Genomic DNA, 18581 nt, shown 5'->3' on the forward strand with positions numbered 1-18581 from the left:
GTTCCCAATCATGCCGTGCGGCGCAGTATCAGCAGATGGCGTTGGCCTTGGCAACCAGGTACGGCCAGGGCGTGTTCGCTATCGAGGTGGAAGTCTGCCGGCAATGCTACCAGCTCATCGGCCGGATGAACGCCCTTCATTGCCAGCCAGCGTGTATCGGCATCGCCGAGGTGGCGAGTCCAGTTACTGAAGTTTTCCATGCTGCTGAACGCCCGGGAAATGATCCCGTTGAATGGCTGGGCAGGCTGGAATGCTTCGACACGGCTGTGGATAACTTGCAGGTTATCCAGTTTGAGTTCGAGTTTGACCTGGGTCAGGAAGCGGGTTTTCTTGCCGTTGCTGTCCAGACAGGTCACTTGCGACTCTGGAAACAGGATGGCCAACGGAATACCGGGCATGCCGCCGCCGCTGCCAACGTCCAGCCAGCGACCGTTCTCGACGAACGACATCACGCTCAAACTATCGAGCAGGTGACGGGAGACCATTTCATCCGGATCGCGCACGGCAGTCAGGTTGTAAGCCTTGTTCCATTTGATCAACAGGGCCAGGTAACCCAGCAGCTGCGCGTGCTGGGCTTCTGTCAGCGTGACACCGAGCTGGCGAGCACCTGTGGATAACTCTTCTGCATGTTGCGAGGTGACCAACGAACTCAAGCGCTTTGCTCCAACTGACGGCCCGCGCCGCGTTTTTTCAAATGAATCATCAACAGCGAAATCGCTGCCGGCGTGACGCCCGGGATACGTGACGCCTGGCCCAAGGTCTCTGGACGGGTCGCACCGAGCTTGCTCTGGATCTCTTTGGAGAGACCGGAAATGTTCGTGTAATCGATATCCACAGGCAGTTTTGTGTCTTCGCTGGCACGCAGACGAGCGATTTCGTCCTGCTGACGATCGATGTAACCAGCGTATTTGGTTTTGATTTCGACCTGCTCGGCGACTTGTGGATCTTCCGCGCCCCCACCGGTCACGGCAATCAGACCAGCGTAGTCGATTTCCGGACGGCTCAGCAGATTGAGCAAATTGTATTCGTGGGTCAGTGGCGTGCCGAATTTCTCGGAAATCGCATCGCCCTGCTCGGTGCCCGGGCGAACCCAGGTACTTTTCAGGCGTTGTTCTTCCAGGGTGATACTTTCACGTTTGGTGCAGAACGCTGCCCAACGCGCGTCATCGACCAGACCCAGCTCGCGACCTTTTTCGGTCAGGCGCAGGTCGGCATTGTCTTCACGCAGGATCAATCGGTACTCGGCGCGGGATGTGAACATCCGGTACGGCTCTTGAGTTCCGAGGGTAATCAGGTCGTCGACCAACACTCCGATGTACGCCTCATCGCGACGCGGGCACCAGGCGTCTTTGCCCTGCGCACGCAGTGCAGCGTTGGCGCCGGCCAGCAAACCCTGGGCGCCGGCTTCTTCGTAACCGGTGGTGCCGTTGATTTGCCCGGCGAAAAACAGACCGCCGATGACTTTGGTTTCGAGGCTGTACTTGAGGTCACGCGGGTCGAAGTAGTCGTACTCGATGGCGTAGCCCGGACGAACGATGTGCGCATTTTCCATGCCGCGGATCGATTGCACGATCTGTAACTGCACGTCGAACGGCAAGGAGGTGGATATCCCGTTCGGGTACAGCTCGTGCGTGGTCAAGCCTTCCGGTTCGATGAAGACCTGGTGGCTTTCCTTGTCGGCAAAGCGGTGGATCTTGTCTTCGATCGACGGGCAATAACGCGGGCCGATGCCTTCGATCAAGCCTGCATCGGAATACATCGGCGAACGATCAAGGTTGGCGGCAATGATTTCGTGGGTACGGGCGTTGGTGTGGGTAATCCAGCAGCTCACCTGTTTCGGATGTTGCTCTTTGGAACCCATGAACGACATCACCGGGATCGGTGTATCGCCGGCCTGCTCGGTCATGACCGAGAAATCCACAGTACGACCGTCGATACGCGGCGGTGTACCGGTTTTCAAACGACCAACCCGCAGCGGCAATTCACGCAGACGTTGAGCCAGGGCGATCGATGGCGGATCACCGGCGCGGCCGCCGGAGTAATTCTGCATGCCGATGTGGATAAGTCCACCGAGGAAGGTGCCGGTGGTCAGCACCACGGAATCCGCGAAGAAACGCAGGCCCATTTGGGTGACAACACCGCGCACTTGTTCCTGCTCGACGATCAGGTCATCAGCGGCTTGTTGAAATATCCACAGGTTCGGCTGGTTTTCCAATGCTTCGCGGACAGCGGCCTTGTACAGAACCCGGTCTGCCTGAGCGCGAGTCGCTCGCACGGCCGGGCCTTTGCGGCTGTTCAACACACGAAATTGAATACCGCCTTTGTCGGTAGCCATGGCCATCGCACCGCCGAGGGCGTCGATTTCTTTGACCAGATGGCTTTTACCGATCCCACCAATGGCGGGGTTGCAGCTCATGGCACCGAGGGTTTCCACGTTATGCGTCAGCAACAGGGTTTTTGCACCCATACGTGCTGAGGCCAGTGCTGCCTCGGTACCGGCATGACCGCCGCCGATGACGATCACTTCAAAACGGGAAGGGAAATCCACCACGCACCTCGTGCCTGCTTCAGTTAGGTAATCAGGAATAGTTTGAGCTCAGGTTTCTATACCTGGTCGGCAAGTATAGGGACTTCGCCCTTCCTAAAGAACCCTTTGCACAAAATTTAACCAGCTGTGGAGAACTCGGGGTTATAGAAATTAAAAAGAGAGAAATTTATTAAATCTTTGTTTTTATGTTTATTTCTACTGAGGCACATTTCTGTGGACAGATCGCTAGAGGCCTTTATATTCAATATGTACAGAGATTCAAAACCCTGTGTTCATGTGCCAATGAGGCCCTTGGATAACCGGTTTAAGCCTGTGGATGAAAGAGCTTGTTATCCACAGGGGCGGTTATCTTCAGTTTTGAGGCCCTGTTATCAACTGGCCTTAGTGGCAGTTACTCACAGGGCTTAATCCACAGAAAATCGCTGATTGCGCAAATTCCACGCACGGAAATTCCGCTCAAGCAGAAAGAATCTGCTCGGCACTGGAGGAAGATTTAAGAGAAAGGAGGGAACAGACAGGCGCAAATGGCCTGTCTGTGGACAACGGAAGGACTATTTGCCGATGCAGAAGCTGGAAAAAATGCGTCCCAACAGGTCATCGGAGCTGAATGCACCGGTGATTTCACCCAAAGAGTGCTGAGCCTGGCGTAAATCTTCGGCCAGCAGTTCACCGGCGCCCGCGAGGGTCAGCTGTGCACGGCCGTGCTCAAGGGAAGCACTGGCATGACGCAACGCCTCAAGGTGACGCCTGCGTGCACTGAAGCTGCTTTCCGAGGTCTGCTCGTAGCCCATGCAGGCCTTGAGGTGGTCGCGCAGCAATTCCAGGCCATCGCCTGCAGACTTGGCGCTCAGGCTGATGGTGACGTGGCCATCGTCACTGACCTCCAGGGCAATGGCTTCGCCGGTCAGGTCAGCCTTATTACGAATCAGCGTGACTTTGGCCGGATCCGGGCGGGTTTCGAGGAATTCCGGCCACAGCGCGAACGGATCAAGTGCCTCAGGAGCGGTCGCATCGACCACCAGCAATACGCGATCTGCCTCGCCAATGGCTTTCAACGCTCGCTCGACACCGATTTTTTCCACCTGGTCATCGGTATTTCGCAGACCAGCGGTGTCGACCACGTGCAACGGCATGCCGTCGATGTGGATATGTTCGCGAAGAATGTCCCGGGTGGTACCGGCAATCTCGGTCACGATCGCGGCTTCCCGACCGGCCAAGGCATTCAGCAGGCTGGACTTGCCGGCATTCGGCCTGCCGGCAATGACCACGGTCATCCCATCGCGCAGCAAGGCACCTTGCCCGGCTTCACGAAGCACTGTGGATAATTCGTCGCGCACTTTGTCGAGCATCGCCAGTACGTGGCCGTCAGCCAGGAAGTCGATTTCTTCTTCCGGAAAGTCGATGGCGGCTTCGACGTAGATGCGCAGGCCAATCAGCTGCTCGGTGAGGTTATGCACACGTTGGGAGAATGCACCCTGCAATGAACGCAGCGCGTTTCGCGCAGCCTGTGCAGAACTCGCCTCGATCAAGTCGGCGATAGCCTCTGCTTGGGCCAGGTCGAGTTTGTCATTGAGGAAGGCGCGCTCACTGAATTCACCTGGCCGTGCCAGACGACAGCCCAGTTCCAGGCAACGCTTGAGCAACATGTCCAGAACGATCGGCCCGCCGTGCCCCTGCAGTTCAAGCACGTCTTCACCGGTGAACGAGTTCGGTCCCGGGAAATAGAGCGCGATGCCTTCGTCTAGCACCTCTTCGTTTTCATTGAGAAACGGGCCGTAGTGGGCAAATCGAGGTTTCAGTTCGCGACCGCTGATCGCCTTGGCGGCAATGCTCGCCAACGGCCCGGAGATACGGACGATGCCCACACCGCCGCGACCTTGAGCGGTGGCGACAGCTGCGATGGTTTCACGAGGAACGCTCATAAACCGGTATCCAGACAAAAGTGACAGATAGCAAAACGCCCCACTAGGGGGCGTTTTGAGTGGTTATCCACAGTGTAAATCAGGCAGCTGCTTTAGTAGCCGCTTCCACTTTACGCGTGATGTACCACTGTTGGGCGATGGACAGGCAGTTGTTCACTACCCAGTACAGCACCAGACCAGCCGGGAACCACAGGAAGAAGAAGGTGAAGATGATTGGCATCAGCTTCATGACCTTGGCCTGCATCGGATCCGGAGGAGTCGGGTTCAACTGCTGCTGGATGAACATGGTTGCACCCATGATGATCGGCAGAATGAAGAACGGATCCTTGATCGACAGGTCAGTAATCCACAGCATGAACGGCGCTTGGCGCATTTCAACGCTTTCCAGCAGAACCCAGTACAGCGAAAGGAAAACCGGCATCTGCACGAGGATTGGCAAGCAACCACCCAGCGGATTGATTTTCTCTTTCTTGTACAGCTCCATCATGGCTTGCGACATTTTCTGGCGGTCATCGCCATGTTGCTCTTTCAGCGCAGCCAGTTTCGGTGCCACTGCACGCATGCGCGCCATGGATTTGTAGCTGGCAGCCGACAGCGGGAAGAAAATCCCTTTGATCAGCATGGTCAGGAAGATGATCGACCAGCCCCAGTTACCGACGATGGCGTGGATGTGTCCCAGCAGCCAGAAGATTGGCTGGGCAATGAACCACAGAATGCCGTAGTCAACGGTCAGTTCCAGACCTGGGGACAACTCTTTCAGCACGGCTTGGCTTTTCGGACCTGCGTAGAGAACAGCGCTGGTTTCGGCTTTTGCACCTGGCGCAACGCTCATTGCCGGGCCGGTATAACCGATGATGTAGTTGCCTTTGCTGTCTTTACGGGTCTGGACGACGTTATTTTCGCCCTTGGCCGGAATCCATGCGGTGACGAAGTAGTGTTGCAACCAGGCAACCCAACCACCACTGACGGTTTCCTTCAACTGCGCCTTGTCCATGTCCTTCATGGACACTTTCTTGTACGGCTCGTTACTTGTCCACAGGGCTGCGCCCAGGTAAGTGGCGGTGCCGGTGGCGGTGGTTGAGGAAGGATCGCCGCTGGCGTCACGCTTCAGTTGCGCGAACATCGCACCAGACCAGGGCTGTGCGCTCTGGTTGTCGATCAGATAGGAAACGGTTACGTCATACAGGCCACGTTTCACCGTGAAACGTTTGATGTAGTTGACGCCGTCCTTGCTGAACTTCAGATCCACGACCAATTGGTCCTGACCGTCAGCCAGTTGATAAATCTTCTTCTCCGAGGTGTAAACCGGACGACCGGCTGGACTTGCGTCCGGGCCGTTGGTGCCGATCAAACCGCTCTGGGCCAGATAAGTCCGCTCGTTGCCGTTATCGAACAACTGGAATGGAATTTCCGGATGGTCCTGGCGACGTGGATACAGCGGCAACGTCAACTGGGCAACATCACCACCCTGTGGATCGATAGCCAGGTTGAGCACATCCGTTTTGATCTGGATGAGATCCTTGCTGACAGCTACTGGTGTTTCAGTAGGCGCAGTTGCACTGGTATCACTTGCGGCGCGTGGAATGTCGTCACTGACAGAAGCATTATTGCCAGTCGCCGTGTCCGGTAGGCCCGGTGCGGTAGTACTGGAAGCAACATTCTGAGTCGGCAGGGCAGTCTGGCCATAGTCCTGGTTCCATTTAAGAACCATAACGTAGGACACGATTGCCAGGGCGACGATCAGGATCGTGCGTTTGATATCCATGATTACTCGGCCATCGAAGAAGAACGGGAGGTAGGGATAGGTGGAACCGGGTCATAACCACCGGGATTCCACGGATGACAGCGACCTAAACGACGAAAGGTCAGCCAGCCACCGCGCAGAAGGCCATGATTTTCTATGGCTTCATACGCGTAGCAGGAACAACTGGGGTAGAAACGACAGTGACTGGCCATCAGAGGACTAATGGCATAGCGGTAAAACTGGATCGGAACGAGTGCCAGTTTACGCATCGGGACTGTCTACCCCTACAGTTTCGGTTTTGACTGCTGGTACCGGCTTGCTACGTGCCAGACGTTTCCAGAGTTTGCCGAAATGCTGAATCAATTCGGGGCTTTCTACGTCACCCAAACCTTTGCGCGCGACGATAACGATGTCCCAACCGACCAGTGAATCCTGGTTCAGGCGAAACGATTCGCGCATCAGACGTTTGAGGCGATTGCGCTCGACGGAGAGCTTTACACTCTTTTTCCCGATAACCAGCCCGAGACGGGGGTGATCGAGATCGTTGTTGCGCGCAAGGAGCAGGAGATTTTTCCCCGGAACCTTGCCGGTAGGGGAGTCAAAGACTGCCTTGAAATGCCGGGGAGTAAGCAGACGCTTTTCCCGACTGAAGTCCTGACTCACCTCCAGTGCCGGATTATCAAACTGCCAGACGCGCACGACCTTTGGCGCGACGACGCGACAGGACGGCACGACCGTTCTTGGTAGCCATGCGAGCACGGAAACCGTGGGTACGAGCGCGTTTGATAGTGCTTGGTTGGAAAGTACGTTTCATTGTCGTGTTACCTGGTTCGTCCACAACGGGCCGGAATGGCCCCCGTTTTAAGAGACCGGGGATTCTAGAGAAAGCAAGCCTCTAGGTCAATTTCCAACCAACGTTTCCTTATAAATAGATCTCAAGGCGTTTTCTCGTCCGCAGGTCCTTCGCTAGATATAGAAATAAAGAAGGAAGTTATTTAAAGCTTTTCTGTAAAGCTTATAAAAGCTAGGGATGCGATCATCTGTGGATAACTACGTTTAGCCCTTCTATCTCGTGCTGTACAGAGAATGACAACTACGGTGGAAAACAGGGGGCAGCCTGTGCTGCGCTGTCGGATAAGCTGTGTGTGGAATGGCTAGTTATCCACAGGCAGGTTATCCACCGAGTTTCGCCCCCACTTGTCCAGTGCCCTCATGGGTGGTTATCCACAGAGCTTATGCACATACCATTGGTCGTCTTTTTTTCGGTTAAAACGTTGATAATTCATGCCCTGCGCGCAACCTGCATGTGGATAAGTGGACGTCCGGCCGCTACAATGGCCGCTTGTTTTTGCCTCACCGGCTTTCAACTTAGGGGATATCCGTGTCAGTGGAACTTTGGCAGCAGTGCGTGGAGCTTTTGCGCGATGAGCTGCCTGCCCAACAATTCAACACTTGGATCCGTCCACTACAGGTCGAAGCCGAAGGCGACGAGTTGCGTGTCTACGCACCGAATCGTTTTGTTCTCGACTGGGTCAATGAAAAGTACCTGGGCCGCGTCCTGGAACTGCTGGATGAGCATGGCAATGGCATGGCGCCTGCGCTCTCCTTATTAATAGGCAGCAAACGCAGTTCGGCACCCCGTGCTGCACCGAATGCACCGTTGGCCGCCGCTGCTTCCCAGGCCCAGGCCGCTCAAGCACCGGTCAGCGCGCCATCACCTGCCCCTGCCGCCCCGCAGACCAAGCGTGCAACGCAAAAGGTTGCTGAAGTCAGTGAAGAGCCGTCTCGCGACAGCTTCGACCCCATGGCCGGGGCCAGTTCGCAACAGGCCCCGGTTCGCTCCGAGCAGCGTACGGTGCAGGTCGAAGGCGCGCTCAAGCACACCAGCTACCTGAACCGCACCTTCACCTTCGAAAACTTCGTCGAGGGCAAGTCCAACCAACTGGCCCGGGCTGCGGCCTGGCAGGTAGCGGACAACCCGAAGCACGGCTACAACCCGCTCTTCCTTTATGGCGGCGTCGGCTTGGGTAAAACCCACTTGATGCACGCGGTGGGTAACCACCTATTAAAGAAGAACCCGAATGCCAAGGTCGTGTACCTGCATTCCGAGCGCTTCGTGGCCGATATGGTCAAGGCGCTGCAACTGAACGCAATCAACGAGTTCAAGCGCTTCTACCGTTCGGTGGATGCATTGCTGATCGATGACATTCAGTTCTTCGCGCGCAAAGAGCGTTCCCAGGAGGAGTTTTTCCACACCTTCAACGCCCTGCTTGAAGGTGGCCAGCAGGTCATTCTTACCAGTGACCGCTACCCGAAGGAAATCGAGGGCCTTGAAGAACGCCTCAAATCCCGCTTCGGCTGGGGCCTGACGGTCGCCGTCGAGCCGCCGGAGCTGGAAACCCGCGTCGCCATCTTGATGAAAAAGGCCGACCAGGCCAAAGTCGATCTGCCACACGATGCGGCGTTCTTTATTGCCCAGCGAATTCGCTCCAACGTCCGTGAGCTGGAAGGCGCACTCAAACGCGTCATCGCCCACTCTCACTTCATGGGCCGCGACATCACCATCGAGTTGATTCGCGAATCCCTGAAAGACTTGTTGGCGCTGCAAGACAAACTGGTCTCTGTGGATAACATTCAGCGCACGGTCGCCGAGTACTACAAGATCAAGATCTCCGATCTGCTGTCCAAGCGTCGTTCACGCTCGGTCGCACGTCCGCGTCAGGTTGCAATGGCGTTGTCCAAAGAGTTGACTAACCACAGCCTGCCGGAAATCGGCGATGTGTTTGGCGGCCGCGACCACACCACCGTTTTGCACGCGTGCCGCAAGATCAACGAACTTAAGGAATCCGACGCGGACATCCGCGAGGACTACAAGAACCTGCTGCGTACACTGACCACTTGATGAACACCAGCGCAGCTTATTAAGGCAAGGGACTAGACCATGCATTTCACCATTCAACGCGAAGCCCTGTTGAAACCCCTGCAACTGGTCGCAGGCGTCGTCGAGCGCCGACAGACCTTGCCGGTGCTCTCCAACGTGCTGCTGGTTGTCGAAGGCCAGCAGTTGTCGCTGACCGGTACCGACCTGGAAGTCGAGCTGGTCGGTCGTGTGCAACTTGAAGAGCCTGCGGATCCGGGTTCCATCACCGTGCCTGCGCGCAAGCTGATGGACATCTGCAAGAGCTTGCCGAACGACGCGCTGATCGACATCAAGGTCGACGAGCAGAAGCTCGTGGTGAAGGCCGGCCGTAGCCGCTTCACCCTGTCGACCCTGCCGGCCAACGATTTCCCGACAGTTGAAGAAGGCCCAGGCTCGCTGACTTGCAGCCTGGAGCAGAGCAAACTGCGTCGTCTGATCGAACGCACCAGCTTCGCCATGGCCCAGCAGGACGTGCGTTACTACCTGAACGGCATGCTGCTGGAAGTTTCTGAAGGCATCATCCGCGCAGTGGCCACTGACGGTCACCGTCTGGCCATGTGCTCGATGAAGGCTGATATCGGTCAGCCGGATCGCCACCAGGTCATCGTGCCGCGCAAGGGTATCCTTGAGCTCGCGCGCCTGCTGACCGAGCCGGACGGCATTGTCAGCATCGTGCTGGGTCAACACCACATCCGTGCCACTACCGGCGAGTTCACCTTCACTTCGAAGCTGGTTGACGGCAAATTCCCTGATTACGAGCGTGTCCTGCCAAAAGGCGGCGACAAACTGGTACTCGGCGATCGTCAGGCCCTGCGTGAAGCGTTCAGCCGTACCGCGATTCTGTCCAACGAGAAATACCGCGGTATCCGTCTGCAATTGGCCAACGGTCAGTTGAAAATCCAGGCGAACAACCCGGAGCAGGAAGAAGCTGAAGAAGAAGTGGGCGTTGAGTACAACGGCGGCAATCTGGAAATCGGCTTCAACGTAAGCTATTTGCTCGACGTGCTGGGCGTGATGACCACCGAGCAGGTTCGCCTGATCCTGTCCGACTCCAACAGCAGCGCACTGGTGCAAGAGTCCGACAACGATGACTCGGCCTACGTTGTTATGCCGATGCGTCTGTAATCATGCTCAGCAGAAGCTAGATGTCCTTAAGTCGCGTTTCGGTCACCGCGGTGCGCAATCTGCACCCGGTGACCATCTCCCCCTCCCCCCGAATCAATATTCTTTACGGCGCCAACGGCAGCGGCAAAACCAGTGTTCTGGAAGCCATTCACCTGCTGGGGCTTGCCCGTTCGTTTCGTAGCACCCGCCTGTTGCCCGTCATTCAGTACGAGCAATTGGCATGCACGGTGTTTGGGCAGGTTGAATTGGCCGAGGGCGGCCACAGCGCTTTGGGGATATCTCGCGACCGGCAAGGTGAGTTCCAGATCCGCATCGATGGCCAGAATGCCCGCAGCGCGGCGCAGCTGGCAGAGATCTTGCCGTTGCAGCTTATCAACCCGGACAGCTTCCGCTTGCTGGAAGGCGCGCCGAAGATTCGTCGGCAGTTTCTCGACTGGGGCGTGTTCCACGTGGAACCGCGATTCATGTCCACGTGGCAGCGCTTGCAGAAGGCCCTGCGCCAGAGAAACTCTTGGCTGCGGCATGGTACACTTGACGCCGTTTCGCAAGCGGTTTGGGACAGGGAACTGTGCCAAGCCAGCGCTGAAATAGATGAATACCGCCGCGCTTACATCAAAGCCTTGAAACCAGTCTTTGAACAGACCTTGAGCGAACTGGTTGAGCTCGAGGGCTTAACGCTTAGCTATTACCGCGGTTGGGACAAGGACCGCGAGCTAAGTGCAGTGCTCGCCGGGTCCCTTCAGCGGGATCAGCAAATGGGTCATACCCAGGCCGGACCACAACGTGCTGATTTGCGTCTTAGATTGGGCGCACATAACGCCGCGGACATCTTGTCCCGTGGACAGCAGAAGTTGGTGGTCTGTGCATTGCGGATTGCCCAAGGGCACCTGGTGAGCCAGGCCCGACGCGGCCAGTGTATTTATCTGGTGGATGACCTGCCGTCCGAACTGGACGAGCACCACCGTCGCGCGCTTTGCCGCTTGCTGGAAGACTTACGCTGCCAGGTGTTTATCACCTGTGTAGATCACGAATTATTGAGGGAAGGCTGGCAGACGGAAACGCCAGTCGCTCTGTTCCACGTGGAACAGGGCCGTATCACCCAGACCCACGACCATCGGGAGTGAAGGCATTGAGCGAAGAAAATACGAATACCTACGACTCAACGAGCATTAAAGTGCTGAAAGGCCTGGATGCCGTACGCAAACGTCCCGGTATGTACATTGGTGACACCGACGATGGCAGCGGTCTGCACCACATGGTCTTCGAGGTAGTCGACAACTCCATCGATGAAGCGCTCGCTGGCCACTGCGACGATATCAGCATCATTATCCACCCGGATGAGTCCATCACCGTTCGCGACAATGGTCGTGGCATCCCGGTAGACGTGCACAAAGAAGAAGGCGTTTCGGCAGCCGAGGTCATCATGACCGTGCTGCACGCCGGCGGTAAGTTCGACGACAACTCCTACAAAGTATCCGGCGGTCTGCACGGTGTGGGTGTTTCGGTTGTTAACGCCCTGTCCGAAGAGCTGGTCCTCACCGTTCGCCGCAGCGGCAAGATCTGGGAACAGACCTACATTCACGGTGTTCCGAAAGAGCCGATGAAAATCGTCGGCGAGAGCGAAACCACCGGCACTCAGATCCACTTCAAACCGTCCGACCTGACTTTCAAGAACATCCACTTCAGCTGGGACATCCTGGCCAAGCGGATTCGTGAACTGTCCTTCCTCAACTCTGGTGTCGGTATCGTCCTCAAGGATGAACGCAGCGGCAAGGAAGAGCTGTTCAAGTACGAAGGTGGCCTGCGTGCGTTCGTTGAGTACCTGAACACCAACAAGACTCCGGTCAACCAGGTGTTCCACTTCAACATTCAGCGCGAAGACGGCATCGGCGTGGAGATCGCCCTGCAGTGGAACGACAGCTTCAACGAGAACCTGTTGTGCTTCACCAACAACATTCCGCAGCGCGACGGCGGTACTCACCTGGTGGGTTTCCGTTCCGCACTGACGCGTAACCTGAACACTTACATCGAAGCTGAAGGTCTGGCGAAGAAGCACAAAGTCGCGACCACCGGTGACGATGCCCGTGAAGGCCTGACCGCGATCATTTCGGTAAAAGTCCCGGATCCGAAGTTCAGCTCCCAGACCAAAGACAAGCTGGTCTCTTCCGAAGTGAAGACTGCGGTCGAACAGGAAATGGGCAAGTACTTCTCCGACTTCCTGCTGGAAAACCCGAACGAAGCCAAGCTGGTCGTCGGCAAGATGATTGACGCGGCCCGCGCTCGTGAAGCGGCACGTAAAGCCCGTGAGATGACCCGTCGCAAAGGCGCGCTGGATATCGCCGGCCTGCCGGGCAAACTGGCTGACTGCCAGGAAAAAGACCCTGCCCTCTCCGAACTGTACCTCGTGGAAGGTGACTCTGCTGGCGGCTCCGCCAAGCAGGGACGTAACCGCCGCACTCAAGCCATCCTGCCGCTCAAGGGCAAGATCCTGAACGTCGAGAAGGCGCGCTTCGACAAGATGATTTCTTCCCAGGAAGTGGGCACCTTGATCACTGCGCTGGGCTGTGGCATTGGCCGCGATGAGTACAACATCGCGAAGCTCCGTTATCACAACATCATCATCATGACCGATGCTGACGTCGACGGTTCGCACATCCGTACCCTGCTGCTGACCTTCTTCTTCCGTCAGTTGCCGGAGCTGATCGAGCGTGGCTACATCTACATCGCCCAGCCACCGCTGTACAAGGTCAAGAAAGGCAAGCAAGAGCAATACATCAAAGACGACGACGCCATGGAAGAGTACATGACGCAGTCGGCCCTGGAAGATGCAAGCCTGCACCTGAACGAGGAAGCCCCGGGTATTTCCGGACCAGCCCTCGAGCGTCTGGTGAATGACTTCCGTCTGGTAATGAAGACGCTCAAGCGTCTGTCGCGTCTGTACCCACAGGAACTGACCGAGCACTTCATCTACCTGCCAGCCGTCAGCCTGGAGCAATTGTCCGATCACGCAGCGATGCAGAATTGGATGGCCCAGTACGAAGTCCGCCTGCGCACTGTCGAGAAATCCGGCCTGGTCTACAAAGCCAGCCTGCGTGAAGACCGTGAACGTAACGTCTGGCTGCCAGAGGTCGAACTGATCTCCCACGGCCTGTCGAACTACGTCACCTTCAACCGCGACTTCTTCGGCAGTAACGATTACAAAACCGTTGTATCCCTGGGCGCTCAACTGAGCACCTTGCTGGACGACGGCGCGTACATCCAGCGTGGCGAGCGCAAGAAGCCGGTCACCGAGTTCAAGGAAGCCCTTGAATGGCTGATGGCAGAAAGCACCAAGCGTCACACCATCCAGCGATACAAAGGTCTGGGTGAAATGAACCCGGATCAGCTATGGGAAACCACCATGGACCCAAGCCAGCGCCGGATGCTCAAAGTGACCATCGAAGACGCCATTGGCGCAGACCAGATCTTCAACACCCTGATGGGTGATGCGGTCGAACCTCGCCGTGACTTCATCGAAAGTAATGCCCTGGCGGTATCCAACCTGGACTTCTGATCCAGCGGACCTGCCAAACGAAAAAGGCCAACGCTCAGCGTTGGCCTTTTTTATTGTCCGTGTAATAGCTCTGAAGCAGTTAAGCCCTCAGTTGTTCAACGCATGAAACACAGCAATTTCAGGCATAAAAAAACCGGCTATATCAGCCGGTTTTTTTGCGCCCAAAAAAAACTTATGCACCATTTCCCGAGTTTTATGAGTTTAAGAAATATGTATATAAATCATAAAGATAAAATCAAAAAACGTTGGTTTTCAGTAAAACGGTACACAGGTTATCCACAGAATCTCAGACAGCTATCTGATCACTCGCAGTCGGCGCTTGCGGAGCGGGTGGAATCGAGCCCATTTCCCGTTGCATCTGCTCGTTCCAGCTCTGCACCCGGTCATTCAGATCGGCAATGGCACGCGGCCCGGTGCCTACGGCGTACATCGGCTCTCCGATGATCACGGTGATGACGCCCTGCTTCTTCGCCCAACCTGATTTCGGCCAGAACTTGCCGGCATTGTGCGCAATCGGTAGCACTGGAAGTGCGGCGTTGACCGCCAACGCGGTGCCACCGCGTGAGAACTTGCCGATGGTGCCATAAGGAACTCGTGTCCCTTCGGGGAAGATCAGCACCCAGACGCCATCCTTCAGCAGTTCATCGCCCTTCTTCGCCACGTGCTTGAGCGCGGCTTTCGGATTGTCGCGGTCGATGGCAATCGGTCGCAACATGGCCATGGCCCAGCCGAAGAACGGCACAAACAGTAATGAGCGCTTGAGCACCTGGCTCAACGGCTCGAAGTAGGCAGAGAGAAAGAAAGTCTCCCACGTGCTCTGGTGGTTCGACTGAATCACGCAAGGCTGGTCAGGCACATTCTCGGCGCCCTTCACTTCGTAGCTGATGCCCAGGAACACTTTGCTAAGCCACAAGGCGCAGCGACACCAGTACACGTTGATGAAGCGATAGCGCGCCTTGAAGGGCAGGAATGGCGCGATAAAAAAGCTCAGGCTGCACCAAAGCAAAGAGCTGGTGCCCAGCAACAGATAAAAGAGGAACGTTCTGATGGCCTGCAGTATCGACATGGTGACGTTTACCGTGCGGGCTCTGCCCGTCTGTATAAAGCGCACCCCCGATCAATCCTTGGCCAGGAATATCAGAAGCACTCTAATTGTGGATAAGTTCTGCGGCAATCGCCGCAAGATCGTCAAAAATCAAGGTCCCCACCGGTAGGGTCTTGCCCAGAGTCTTTTCACCTTTCCCGGTCTTAACCAAAACTGGCTGAGAATCGACGGCTTTGGCGGCTTCCAGGTCACCAAGGGTATCGCCGACGAACCATAGATGGTTCAGCGATACGTTGTAATGTGCGGCGATGGTTTTCAACATCCCGGGTTTTGGCTTGCGGCAGTCGCAGCCGTCGTCCGGCCCGTGCGGGCAGTAGACGATCAGCCCGACCTCGCCGCCCTGCTCCGCCACCAATGCGCGTAAACGCTCGTGCATGGCGTCCAGGGTGGCGATGTCGTAATAGCCGCGAGCGATGCCCGACTGGTTGGTGGCGACCGCCACCGTCCAGCCGGCCTTGCTCAACTGCGCGATGGCTTCGATCGAACCGGGGAGCGGAATCCACTCCTCCACCGACTTGATGTAAGCGTCGGAGTCGTAATTGATCACCCCGTCCCGATCGAGAATCAGCAGTTTCAACAGCAGCCCCTCAGCCCAGCATCGAAATGTCGGCAACGCCGAGGAACAGTCCACGCAGTCGAGCCAGCAACGCATAACGGTTGGCGCGGACCTTGGCGTCTTCAGCGTTGACCATTACCGCTTCGAAGAACGCATCCACCGGCTCGCGCAAGGCAGCCAGACGTGCCAGGGATTCGCTGTACTGACGCGCAGCTGCCATCGGTTGCACAGCCTGGTCAGCCTGCTGGATCGCCGAGTACAGGGAGAACTCGTTGGCGTTATCGAAGTATTTGGCTTCCACGACCGATGGAACAGAGCCTTCGACTTTGCTCAGCAAGTTCGAAACACGCTTGTTCACCGCGGCCAGGGCAGCGGCTTCCGGCAATTTGCGGAACGCTTCCACCGCTTGTACGCGCTGGTCGAAGTCCAGCGCCGAACCCGGCTTCAGGGCACGGACCGACAGGTAAGTCCCGACATCCACGCCTTCGTCTTCGTAACGGGCACGCAGACGGTCGAAGATAAACTCCAGCACCAAATCGTTCAGGCCGGCAGCCTTGACCTTGGCACCGAACGCATTCACGGCGAACGCCACGGCGTCGTTCAGGTCGAGGTCGAGCTTCTTGTCGATCAGGATGCGCAACACGCCGAGTGCAGCACGGCGCAAGGCATACGGGTCCTTGCTACCGGTAGGCAACATGCCGATACCGAAAATGCCCACCAGCGTGTCGAGCTTGTCGGCAATCGCCACAGCTGCACCGGTCAGGGTGGTCGGCAGTTCAGCACCGGCACCGCGCGGCATGTACTGCTCGTTCAGTGCCAGTGCGACTTCTTCCGGCTCGCCGTCGTTGAGGGCGTAGTAGTAACCGGCGACACCTTGCATTTCCGGGAACTCACCGACCATCTCGGTCGCCAGGTCACACTTGGACAGCAGGCCGGCACGGGAAGCCCATGCGGCGTTACCGCCAATGCGTTGAGCAATGAACGCAGCGAGTTTTGAAACGCGCTCGGCCTTGTCGTAGACGCTGCCGAGTTTTTCCTGGAACACCACGTTTTGCAGACGCAGGTTGAAGTCTTCGAGTTTCTGCTTCTTGTCTTGCTTGAAGAAGAACTCGGCGTCGGTCAGGCGTGGGCGAACCACTTTCTCGTTACCGGCGATGATTTGCTGCGGGTCTTTGCTTTCGATGTTGGCCACAGTAATGAAACGTGGCAGCAACTTGCCGTCGGCATCCAGCAGGCAGAAGTACTTCTGGTTGTCCTGCATGGTGGTGATCAGGGCTTCTTGCGGCACATCGAGGAAACGTTCCTCGAACGAGCACACCAGTGGCACCGGCCATTCAACCAGCGCGGTCACTTCGTCGAGCAAGGCAGGAGGAACGATCGCAGTACCTTCCTGCATCGTCGCCAGCTCTTCGGTGCGCTTGCTGATCAGCTCGCGACGCTCGTTGGCGTCGGCCAGAACGTAAGCGGCACGCAGGTCGCTCAGGTAGTTGGCCGGCGAGGTGATGCGCACGCTTTCCGGATGATGGAAGCGATGACCACGGGAGTCACGGCCAGACTTTTGGGCGAGGATCGTGCAATCGATAACCTGGTCACCGAGCAGCATTACCAGCCACTGGGTTGGGCGAACGAATTCTTCCTTGCGAGCACCCCAGCGCATGCGCTTGGGGATTGGCAGGTCGTTCAGCGAATCTTCAACGATGGTCGGCAGCAGGCTCGCGGTCGGTTTGCCGGCGATGCTTTGGCTGTAGCGCAGTTTCGGACCGCTCTGATCGATTTCGCTCAGATCGACGCCGCACTTCTTGGCGAAGCCCAATGCCGCTTGAGTCGGGTTGCCTTCAGCGTCGAACGCGGCCTGACGTGGCGGGCCGTCGAGGTTGATGCTGCGATCCGGCTGATGGGTCGCCAGCGAGGTGATCAGCACCGCCAGGCGACGTGGCGCGGCGTAGACGGTTTTGGTCTCGTAGTTCAGGCCAGCGGCTTGCAGGCCCTTGTCGATACCGGCCAGGAACGCATCGGCCAGGGTGTTCAGGGCTTTGGGTGGCAGTTCTTCGGTGCCCAGTTCGACCAGAAAATCTTGAGCACTCATTGTGCAGCCTCCAGCTTGGCCAGTACTTCATCACGCAGGTCCGGGGTCGCCATCGGGAAGCCCAGCTTGGCGCGCGCCAGCAGGTAGGCTTGCGCAACGGAACGCGCCAGGGTGCGCACACGCAGGATGTATTGCTGACGCGCAGTCACCGAAATCGCCCGGCGCGCATCCAGCAGGTTGAAGGTATGGGAGGCCTTCAACACCATTTCGTAGCTCGGCAAAGGCAGCGGCTGGTCGAGTTCGATCAGGCGCTTGGCTTCGCTTTCGTAGAAGTCGAACAGTTCGAACAGCTTCTCGACGTTGGCGTGTTCGAAGTTGTAGGTCGACTGCTCCACTTCGTTCTGGTGGAACACGTCGCCGTAGGTGACCTTGCCCATCGGGCCATCAGCCCAGACCAGGTCGTAGACCGAGTCCACGCCTTGCAGGTACATGGCCAGACGCTCGAGACCGTAGGTGATTTCGCCGGTCACCGGGTAGCACTCGATGCCGCCCGCTTGCTGGAAGTAAGTGAACTGCGTCACTTCCATGCCGTTGAGCCAGACCTCCCAGCCCAGACCCCAGGCGCCCAGCGTCGGCGATTCCCAGTTGTCTTCGACGAAGCGAATGTCGTGGACCAGCGGGTCCAGGCCGACGTGCTTGAGGGAGCCCAGGTACAGTTCCTGGAAGTTGTCCGGGTTCGGCTTCAGGACTACCTGAAATTGGTAGTAATGCTGCAGACGGTTCGGGTTTTCGCCGTAGCGGCCGTCAGTCGGGCGACGACTGGGCTGCACATAAGCGGCGTTCCAGGTTTCCGGGCCAATGGCGCGCAGGAATGTAGCGGTGTGGAAAGTGCCGGCGCCTACTTCCATATCGTAGGGCTGAAGTACCACACAACCTTGCTCGGCCCAGTATTGCTGGAGGGCGAGGATCAAGTCTTGGAAGGTACGCACGGCTGGCGTAGGCTGGCTCACGAAATTCACCTGTTTCTTGGGCTGCGATTTAAAGAGCGGGAGTATACCCGATTCGGTCCTGCGCACGCCCCC

15 protein-coding genes are annotated in these 18581 nt (G+C 57.1%); 4 read left to right on the forward strand and 11 right to left on the reverse strand.

Features of this window, described 5'->3' with window-relative positions; translation table 11 throughout:
* Positions 1-8 precede the first annotated feature (8 nt).
* From rsmG to rpmH, 7 genes are all read right to left on the reverse strand, one after another.
* On the reverse strand, positions 9-653 hold the full coding sequence (gene rsmG / locus ACYZT6_RS27305) for a 16S rRNA (guanine(527)-N(7))-methyltransferase RsmG (protein ID WP_102594524.1): 645 nt from the start codon (positions 651-653) through the stop codon (positions 9-11).
* Positions 650-2548 carry a tRNA uridine-5-carboxymethylaminomethyl(34) synthesis enzyme MnmG gene (gene mnmG, locus ACYZT6_RS27310; RefSeq protein ID WP_462029362.1) on the reverse strand — a complete coding sequence of 633 codons (1899 nt, stop codon included), beginning with the start codon at positions 2546-2548 and terminating at the stop codon, positions 650-652. The genes rsmG and mnmG overlap by 4 nt, the downstream gene beginning before the upstream one ends.
* A gap of 551 nt (positions 2549-3099) precedes the next feature.
* Positions 3100-4470, reverse strand: coding sequence for a tRNA uridine-5-carboxymethylaminomethyl(34) synthesis GTPase MnmE (mnmE, locus tag ACYZT6_RS27315; RefSeq protein ID WP_462029363.1), 1371 nt, complete (start codon positions 4468-4470; stop codon positions 3100-3102).
* A 79-nt stretch (positions 4471-4549) separates the two neighbouring features.
* Complete coding sequence (yidC, locus tag ACYZT6_RS27320; RefSeq protein WP_462029364.1) at positions 4550-6235, reverse strand: membrane protein insertase YidC; 1686 nt, start codon at positions 6233-6235, stop codon at positions 4550-4552.
* Between the two features lie 2 nt (positions 6236-6237).
* Positions 6238-6483, reverse strand: coding sequence for a membrane protein insertion efficiency factor YidD (gene yidD / locus ACYZT6_RS27325; protein WP_010465488.1), 246 nt, complete (start codon positions 6481-6483; stop codon positions 6238-6240).
* Positions 6476-6877: a ribonuclease P protein component gene (gene rnpA, locus ACYZT6_RS27330; RefSeq protein WP_462030024.1), complete on the reverse strand. Its 402-nt coding sequence runs from the start codon at positions 6875-6877 to the stop codon at positions 6476-6478. Before rnpA ends, yidD begins: the two co-directional genes overlap by 8 nt.
* A gap of 16 nt (positions 6878-6893) precedes the next feature.
* Entirely contained in the window at positions 6894-7028 is a 135-nt protein-coding gene (gene rpmH, locus ACYZT6_RS27335; RefSeq protein WP_003213577.1) for a 50S ribosomal protein L34, read from the reverse strand.
* A gap of 567 nt (positions 7029-7595) precedes the next feature.
* On the opposite strand from rpmH, the gene dnaA reads away from it, so the two are divergent.
* From dnaA to gyrB, 4 genes are read left to right on the forward strand one after another with little or no spacing between them, the layout of a single operon-like run.
* The gene (gene dnaA / locus ACYZT6_RS27340; protein WP_462029365.1) at positions 7596-9116 is read left to right on the forward strand and encodes a chromosomal replication initiator protein DnaA; all 1521 of its coding nucleotides are present in this window, start codon (positions 7596-7598) and stop codon (positions 9114-9116) included.
* Between the two features lie 39 nt (positions 9117-9155).
* Positions 9156-10259 carry a DNA polymerase III subunit beta gene (dnaN, locus tag ACYZT6_RS27345; protein WP_008155702.1) on the forward strand — a complete coding sequence of 368 codons (1104 nt, stop codon included), beginning with the start codon at positions 9156-9158 and terminating at the stop codon, positions 10257-10259.
* Positions 10260-10279: 20 nt separating this feature from the next.
* The gene (gene recF / locus ACYZT6_RS27350) at positions 10280-11383 is read left to right on the forward strand and encodes a DNA replication/repair protein RecF (protein WP_131059041.1); all 1104 of its coding nucleotides are present in this window, start codon (positions 10280-10282) and stop codon (positions 11381-11383) included.
* A gap of 5 nt (positions 11384-11388) precedes the next feature.
* Positions 11389-13812 (forward strand): DNA topoisomerase (ATP-hydrolyzing) subunit B, encoded by a 2424-nt coding sequence (gyrB, locus tag ACYZT6_RS27355; RefSeq protein WP_462029366.1) that lies wholly within the window; start codon positions 11389-11391, stop codon positions 13810-13812.
* A 286-nt stretch (positions 13813-14098) separates the two neighbouring features.
* Here gyrB and ACYZT6_RS27360 read toward each other — a convergent pair whose 3' ends face one another.
* From ACYZT6_RS27360 to glyQ, 4 genes are all read right to left on the reverse strand, one after another.
* A complete protein-coding gene (locus tag ACYZT6_RS27360) occupies positions 14099-14878 on the reverse strand; it encodes a lysophospholipid acyltransferase family protein (protein WP_462029367.1) in 780 nt (259 codons plus the stop codon).
* Between the two features lie 82 nt (positions 14879-14960).
* The gene (gene gmhB / locus ACYZT6_RS27365) at positions 14961-15500 is read right to left on the reverse strand and encodes a D-glycero-beta-D-manno-heptose 1,7-bisphosphate 7-phosphatase (protein ID WP_165557421.1); all 540 of its coding nucleotides are present in this window, start codon (positions 15498-15500) and stop codon (positions 14961-14963) included.
* A 4-nt stretch (positions 15501-15504) separates the two neighbouring features.
* On the reverse strand, positions 15505-17559 hold the full coding sequence (gene glyS / locus ACYZT6_RS27370; RefSeq protein ID WP_462029368.1) for a glycine--tRNA ligase subunit beta: 2055 nt from the start codon (positions 17557-17559) through the stop codon (positions 15505-15507).
* Positions 17556-18509, reverse strand: a complete 954-nt coding sequence (gene glyQ, locus ACYZT6_RS27375; protein WP_008155694.1) for a glycine--tRNA ligase subunit alpha — start codon at positions 18507-18509, stop codon at positions 17556-17558. Before glyQ ends, glyS begins: the two co-directional genes overlap by 4 nt.
* Positions 18510-18581 lie beyond the last annotated feature (72 nt).

This window comes from Pseudomonas sp. RT6P73, assembly GCF_054897715.1.

Coding starts and splice junctions, on each gene's coding strand:
- mnmE (WP_462029363.1), bottom strand. CDS start 4,470: ATGAGCGTTCCTCGTGAAACCATCGCAGCTGTCGCCACCGCTCAAGGT.
- glyS (WP_462029368.1), bottom strand. CDS start 17,559: ATGAGTGCTCAAGATTTTCTGGTCGAACTGGGCACCGAAGAACTGCCA.
- rpmH (WP_003213577.1), bottom strand. CDS start 7,028: ATGAAACGTACTTTCCAACCAAGCACTATCAAACGCGCTCGTACCCAC.
- recF (WP_131059041.1), top strand. CDS start 10,280: ATGTCCTTAAGTCGCGTTTCGGTCACCGCGGTGCGCAATCTGCACCCG.
- ACYZT6_RS27360 (WP_462029367.1), bottom strand. CDS start 14,878: ATGTCGATACTGCAGGCCATCAGAACGTTCCTCTTTTATCTGTTGCTG.
- yidD (WP_010465488.1), bottom strand. CDS start 6,483: ATGCGTAAACTGGCACTCGTTCCGATCCAGTTTTACCGCTATGCCATT.
- dnaN (WP_008155702.1), top strand. CDS start 9,156: ATGCATTTCACCATTCAACGCGAAGCCCTGTTGAAACCCCTGCAACTG.
- yidC (WP_462029364.1), bottom strand. CDS start 6,235: ATGGATATCAAACGCACGATCCTGATCGTCGCCCTGGCAATCGTGTCC.